Source organism: Mesorhizobium sp. M7A.F.Ca.US.005.03.2.1 (genome assembly GCF_003997795.1).
Lineage (GTDB): Bacteria > Pseudomonadota > Alphaproteobacteria > Rhizobiales > Rhizobiaceae > Mesorhizobium > Mesorhizobium ciceri.
On record NZ_RZRP01000308.1, the window covers coordinates 1 to 6,666 of the forward strand.

Consider the following 6,666-nt stretch of genomic DNA (forward strand, 5'->3'; position numbering starts at 1 on the left):
CCGCGCCGACAAGGCGCGGCAGCCGTACCGTGCCACCGCCACCCGGCAGCAGCCCGAACTGCGCGCCATCGTGGCGACGCTGGAAACCATCGCCAAGCCGACGGTCGCAGCCATCCACGGCACCGCGCTCGGCGGCGGGCTGGAGCTGGCGCTGGGCTGCCATTTCCGTGTTGCCGATGCCGGCGCCAAGCTCGGCCTGCCGGAAGTCAAACTCGGCCTGCTGCCGGGTGGCGGTGGCACGGTACGGCTGCCGCGCCTTGTCGGCGCGGTGAAGGCGTTGAAGATGATCGTCTCAGGTGCGCCGATCGGCGCGACCGAGGCGCACGCCGCCGGTCTCGTCGATGCCGTCTTCGAAGGCGATCTGACCACGCATGCCGTGAACTTCGCTGGGGAAATCGCCCGCAAGGGTGGTCCCTTCACGCCGGTGCGCGATCGCAATGAAGGACTCAAGCAGGCCGACCTCGCGGCGTTCGACGTCGAGGCTGCGGATCTTGCCAGGAAAGCGCGCGGGCTCGAGGCACCGATCGCTTGCGCGCAGTCGGTGCGCAATGCCGTCACGCTGCCGTTCGATGCGGCGCTGGCGGCAGAGCGTGCGCTGTTCGTCAAACTGGTCGCCAGCGACCAGTCGCGGGCGCAGCGGCATCTGTTCTTCGCCGAACGTGAGGCGGCAAAGCTTCCGAGCAAGGACATCGTCAAGCGCAGGATCGCCCGCGTCGGCGTCATCGGCGCCGGTACGATGGGGGGCGGCATTGCCATGGCCTTCGCCAATGGCGGCTATTCCGTGATTTTGCTGGAAACCAGCCACGAGGCCCTGCAACGCGGCTTGGCGACCATCGACAGGAACTACTCGGTGTCCGTCACGCGCGGTTCGCTCAGCGAAGACGCCAAGCGGCAACGGCTCGCCCAGTTCAAGGGCTCCACCGACTATGCCGATCTCGCCGACTGCGACCTGATCGTCGAGGCGGTGTTCGAGGACATGGCGGTCAAGAAGGAAGTGTTCGGCAAGCTCGAAGCCGTGGCGAAGCCCGGCGCGATCCTGGCCACCAACACCTCCTATCTCGACATCAACGAAATCGCTGCCTCGACCTCGCGGCCGCAGGATGTGCTCGGCCTGCATTTCTTTTCGCCGGCCAATGTCATGAAGCTCTTGGAGATCGTGCGCGCCGAGAAGACCGCGCCCGATGCGCTGGCGACATCAGTCGACCTGGCGAGGCGGATCGGCAAGGTGGCCGTCGTGGTCGGCGTCTGCCACGGCTTCGTCGGCAACCGCATGCTTGCCGCGCGGGGCTCGGAATCGGAAGCGCTTCTTCTGGAAGGCGCAACGCCCAGCCAGATCGACCAGGTGTTCACCGATTTCGGCTGGCCGATGGGGCCGTTCCAAATGGGCGATCTCGCCGGTCTCGATATTGGCTGGCGCAACCGCAAGGCACGCGGCCAGAAAGCCGTGATCGCCGACACGCTGTGCGAACAAGGACGTTTCGGCCAGAAGACCGGCCGGGGTTTTTACCTCTATGAGGCTGGCGCGCGCACGCCAGTGCCGGATCCCGAGGTTGAAGCGCTGATCCGCGACAAGGCCGCCGAGAAGGGTATCGCACCGCGTGCGATCAGTGCGGAGGAAATCGTAGAGCGCACGCTTTACCCCCTGATCAACGAGGGCGCCAAGATCCTGGAGGAAGGCATAGCGGCCCGTGCGTCCGACATCGATGTCGTCTGGGTCAATGGCTACGGCTTTCCCATCGGCAAGGGCGGACCGATGTTCTGGGTTGGCCTTGAAGGTCCGGCCAGGATCATCGAGCGGCTCGAATACTGGCATCAACGGACGGGCAAGGATGTGTTCAAGCCGGCGCCGTTGCTGAAGCGGATGGCCGAGACCGGGTCGTGGGAAGCCGGCGGTTAGAGAGCCTACCGGATCCGTGCATCGATGATCTCGACGAAGCGCGCGAACAGGCCGGCCTGCGACTTGATCTTGAGCTTGCGGTAGATGTTGCGGCGATGGACCTTCACGGTTCCCGGCACGATGCGCATGGCGCGGGCGATCGACTCCGTCGAATGCCCCTGCAACACCAGGTCGACGACATGCTTTTCGCGCGGCGTCAGCGACAGGCTCTGCCAGATATGGGCGCGGTCGAATTCGTTGACCATAGCGGCCGTCTCGTCCTGCTTCGCTTCCGCCGTTTCGTCGGCCGGAAGAGCAGGCCAGCGCAACCTGATGAAGCTGATCACCGCGGGAGCCATGTCGCGCAGCAATCTGGCATCGGCGGTGCCGAAAGGGCCTGAAGCGCGCAGCCGCATCAGCGACAACACCAGCGCATCCTTGCCCGGCAGCGGCACGAAGAAGCCGACCTCCTCGGCCAGCCTGGTCTGGCTGTAATAGGAGCGGAAATACTCGCTGGCATAGAAACGGTCCGGCGCCAGCTCGCGCATGCGCCAGAACCCTTCCTTGCGCTCGACCGCAGCGTGATGGAACGGATCGAGCAGATACGGCCCTTCCTGATAGAGCGCGACGAACACATGGCTCTCGGTGGGCGAGAAGGTCTCGAACAGCAGCGGCGGGCGCGAGGCGCCGCGATAGCCGAAGATCACGCAGTGGTCGAATCTAACGTGCTGCCGCAGCCACTCGACCAGCGCCTGGCCAAAGAGATCGCCGCTGGTCTCCCGCGTCGTCGCGACGAGCGTGGCGAGCCGGCTGTATTCGTCGCTGCGGGACAATGCATACCCCCTTAAACGAGAAAATAGATCAGATATACCACCTGAGAGGTATATACTAGCCGCCATTGGCTCTGGTAGCGTTCCGATATTGCCCTGTTGCTGGAGCCATCAGCCTTGACCGCAGTGCCCGACATCGAGTTTCGCGGCGTCACCAAGCGCTATGGCGCGGTGACCGCGGTCAGCGGCATCGATCTCGCTGTCCCGCCCTCCGCCTTTGTCGCGCTGCTCGGTCCCTCCGGCTGCGGCAAGACCACCTGCCTGCGCATGATCGGCGGCTTCGAACAGCCGAGCGAAGGCCAGGTGTTCATTCGCGGCCAGGACATGGCCGGCACGCCGCCCTACCGGCGGCCGGTCAACATGGTGTTCCAGCAATACGCGCTGTTTCCGCATCTCGATGTCGAGGACAATGTCGCCTATGGGCTGCGCCAGGCGCGGCCAAGGCTGTCTTCGCGCGAGATCGCCTCAAGGGCGGGCGAGGCGCTCGAAATGGTGCGGCTCGCCGGCTATGGCCGCCGCAAGATCCACGAACTGTCGGGCGGCCAGCAGCAGCGTGTGGCGCTTGCCCGCGCCCTGGTCAACAAGCCGGCGGTGCTCTTGCTCGATGAGCCGCTGGCGGCGCTCGACAAGAAGCTGCGCACCGACATGCAGATCGAGCTGCAGAACCTGCAGCGCGAGATCGGCATCACCTTCGTGCTGGTCACGCACGACCAGGAGGAAGCGCTGTCGATGAGCGATTTCGTCTGCGTCATGAATGGCGGCCGCATCGTCCAGCTCGGGCAGCCGAGCGAGATCTATGACGAACCGGCCGACTTGTTTGTTGCCGATTTCGTCGGCAAGACCAATCTTTTGAGCGGTACCGTCGCCGGGCATACCGGCGATCTGGTGGAGGTGGCGCTTGCCGACGGCACCGTCATTGCGGCGCGCAAACGGACCGCCTTGCAGCAGGGCGAGGTCGTTTCGGTCAGCCTGCGTCCTGAATCGCTCAGTCTCGGCGCCCAGGCAAGCGGCCCATTCAAGGGCATCGTCCGCAACCGGATATTCCTGGGCGCGACGGCGGAATACGCGATCGAGGTCAAGGGCATCGGAACGCTGCTGGCCAAAGCCGATCACCTGATCGGTCACGGCAATCTCTTCAAGCCGGGTGAACCCGTCGCCATCGGCTTTGCCTCCGGAACGCCGCTGGCGTTTGCGGAGACCAAGAACAACGGGGCCAACCAGAGGGTAGATAAACATGTCGAAATCATATCGTGACGGACTGCCGATAAGCCCCGAGAATTTCGTCGACCAGCTGATGCGTTTGAAGCGCGGCTCGATCGGCCGCCGCGACTTTCTCGGTCTCACCGGCCTTGGCATTGCCACTGCGGTGATGGCGCGCGAGATCGGCATCATGCCGACACCGGCCTTTGCCGTGGAAAGCCTTGGCGATCGCATGTCGATCGCCACCTGGCCGAACTATCATGACCCGGCGACCTTCGAGAACTTCAAGAAGGACACCGGCGTCGCCGTCGAGGTCAACGTGTTCGGCTCCAATGAGGAGATGCTGGCCAAGCTGCAGGCCGGGGCCTCGGGCTGGAGCCTGTTCGTGCCGACCAATTACACGATCTCGACCTACAAGAAGCTCGGCATCATCGAGCCGCTGGAGATGGCGAAGCTGCCGAATTTCGACGGCTCGCAAGAGGATCCGCGCTTCACCTCGGAGGGCACGATCGATGGGACGATCTACGCCGTGCCGAAGAACTGGGGCACCACCGGCTTTGCCGTCAACACCCAGAAGCTGACCAAGCCGATGACGAGCTGGAAGGAGTTCTGGGACACCGCCATGGCGGAAGGCGACAGCCGCACCATGGTGCATGACTACCAGCTGACCACGATCGGCAATGCGCTGAAATATTACGGCTACTCGTTCAATTCGCTCAAGCAGGACGAACTGGCCAAGGCGGAGGAGCTGCTGCTGAAGGTCAAGCCGCATCTGTTCGCGGTCTCCTCCGACTACCAGCCGGGGATGCGCGCCGGCGACGCGTGGATGACCATGTGCTGGACGAATGACGGCGCGCAGCTGCATCGCGACATTCCCGAGATCGCCTATGTGCTGGGCAAGGAAGGCGGCGAGATCTGGACCGATTTCTATGCCATTCCGAAAGACGCGCCGAACAAGCCCGCCGGTTACGCGCTGCTCAACTACCTGATGAATCCGCAGGTGGCGGTGAAGGAGCATTTGGCCAATGGTGCGCCGTCGACCGATGCGCGCGTCAACAAGCTGCTGCCCAAGGAGGTGCTCGACAACCCGATCCTCTATCCGGCAGCCGACCTGTTGACGCCGCTGGAATTCGGCGCGGCGGCAACGTTGACCGACCCCGGCCGTGCCGAACTGATGGCGCGCTTCAAGTCGGCCTGAGCCAGGCGGCCTCAAATTCGACTCAGATAATTTGACCGGCGGGTTTATGCCCGCCGGCACCGGGGCAATCTTTCCATGCACGGCAGCCGTCTTCGTAGGAATTTTCTGACCGCCATGCTGCTCGGTCCGGCGACCGCGTGGCTGGTGGTGTTCCTGGTGCTGCCGTTCATCGCCATCGCCGTGTTCAGCGTCGGCGAACGCGCACCGGAAGGCGGCTATCAGGCCGCCTTTACGCTGGCGCAATATGCCAATCTTCCGGCGCGGGCGACCGCCTTCTGGAACACCATGGTGCTGGCGCCGGTGGGAGCGCTCGCCTGCCTGCTCGTCGCTTATCCCGTTGCCTACTATCTCGCCTTGCGCGCGCCGCAGCGCTGGCGGCTGATCCTGCTGGCGCTGGTCGTCATTCCGTTCTGGACCAGCCTGCTGATGCGGACCTATGCCTGGATGTACATTCTGGGCGGGCGCGGCATTCCGGCGCTGCTCGCCTTTGTCGGCATCGAGGATGTCAGGCTGATCAACACGCCGGGCGCGGTGCTGCTCGGCATCGTCTATGGCTACCTGCCGCTGATGATCCTGCCGATCTATGTCAGCCTCGAACGGCTTGACCGCAGGCTGCTGGAAGCCTCCGCCGATCTCGGCGCCACGCCATTATCGACTTTCCTGGGCGTGACCCTGAAACTGTCGTTGCCGGGCGTCATGACCGGCTTCTCGCTGGTCATGATCCTGCTGCTCGGCGAATATCTGATCCCGACGCTGCTTGGCGGCGGCAAGGTGTTCTTCATCGGCAATGCGCTGGTCGACCTGTTCCTGCAATCGCGCAACTGGCCGTTCGGATCGGCCATCGCCATCACACTGGTGCTGGTATCGGTGGTGGTGCTGATTGCCGCAAACCGCATTTCGACCCGGGTTTCGGGCGCGCGCCGGGTGGATCTGATCTGATGCGGGCTTTCGTCATTGCGGTGTTCGCTTTCCTCTATCTGCCGATCGCGCTGGTGGTGCTGTTTTCTTTCAACGCCGGCCACCATGCCAGCGAGTTCACCGGCTTTTCGGTGCAATGGTACGGCAAGGCATTGGCGAACCCGTTCCTGGTCGAAGCGCTGAAGAACAGCCTGTTCATCGCCACCACCAGCGCCTTGCTGGCGGCGCTGTGCGGCACCGCGGCGGCACTCGGCCTGGCGCGCGTCGGCGTGCGGACCCGCGCGGTCTTCGACGCACTTCTGGGCGCCGCGATCGTCGTTCCGGGCGTCGTGATCGGCATTTCGACTCTGGTCGCGCTCGTCCAATTGTTCACCGTCGTCAATCCGTTCCTCGCCTCGATCTGGCCCGACGACCAGCCGCCGCGGCTGGCGCTCGGCTACGGTTCGATCATCGCGGCGCACGGGCTGTTCTCGATGGCGCTGGTGACGATGATCGTCGGCACGCGGCTCGGCAGCCTCGACCGCAATCTGGTCGAGGCGTCGAGCGATCTCTACGCGACGCCGTTGACGACGTTCCGCTCGATCGTCCTGCCGCAGATCATGCCGGCGGTCGTTGCCGGCTTCCTGCTCGCCTTCACCTTCTCC

At 64.3% G+C, this 6,666-nt stretch carries 6 protein-coding genes; 5 read left to right on the forward strand and 1 reads right to left on the reverse strand.

Annotation, left to right across the window (positions count from 1 at the left end; translation table 11 throughout):
* Positions 1-1,897: 3-hydroxyacyl-CoA dehydrogenase NAD-binding domain-containing protein (locus EN991_RS18105; protein WP_127369249.1), on the forward strand; the 1,897-nt coding region annotated here is incomplete at its 5' end.
* A 5-nt stretch (positions 1,898-1,902) separates the two neighbouring features.
* Here EN991_RS18105 and EN991_RS18110 read toward each other — a convergent pair.
* Positions 1,903-2,709 carry a LuxR C-terminal-related transcriptional regulator gene (locus EN991_RS18110; protein ID WP_024504754.1) on the reverse strand — a complete coding sequence of 269 codons (807 nt, stop codon included), beginning with the start codon at positions 2,707-2,709 and terminating at the stop codon, positions 1,903-1,905.
* 114 nt (positions 2,710-2,823) lie between these two features.
* Between EN991_RS18110 and EN991_RS18115 the strand changes: the two genes are divergently transcribed.
* The 4 genes from EN991_RS18115 to EN991_RS18130 all read left to right on the forward strand — a co-directional run.
* Positions 2,824-3,960, forward strand: a complete 1,137-nt coding sequence (locus EN991_RS18115; RefSeq protein ID WP_127369250.1) for an ABC transporter ATP-binding protein — start codon at positions 2,824-2,826, stop codon at positions 3,958-3,960.
* A complete protein-coding gene (locus EN991_RS18120; protein ID WP_127369251.1) occupies positions 3,941-5,104 on the forward strand; it encodes a spermidine/putrescine ABC transporter substrate-binding protein in 1,164 nt (387 codons plus the stop codon). The genes EN991_RS18115 and EN991_RS18120 overlap by 20 nt, the downstream gene beginning before the upstream one ends.
* A gap of 75 nt (positions 5,105-5,179) precedes the next feature.
* The gene (locus tag EN991_RS18125) at positions 5,180-6,043 is read left to right on the forward strand and encodes an ABC transporter permease (RefSeq protein WP_013528934.1); all 864 of its coding nucleotides are present in this window, start codon (positions 5,180-5,182) and stop codon (positions 6,041-6,043) included.
* Positions 6,043-6,666: ABC transporter permease subunit (locus tag EN991_RS18130; protein WP_127369252.1), on the forward strand; the 624-nt coding region annotated here is incomplete at its 3' end. The genes EN991_RS18125 and EN991_RS18130, both read left to right, overlap by 1 nt.

Bases quoted from the DNA above. Each gene is read 5' to 3' on its own strand.
- EN991_RS18120 (WP_127369251.1), top strand. From the start codon at position 3,941: ATGTCGAAATCATATCGTGACGGACTGCCGATAAGCCCCGAGAATTTC.
- EN991_RS18125 (WP_013528934.1), top strand. From the start codon at position 5,180: ATGCACGGCAGCCGTCTTCGTAGGAATTTTCTGACCGCCATGCTGCTC.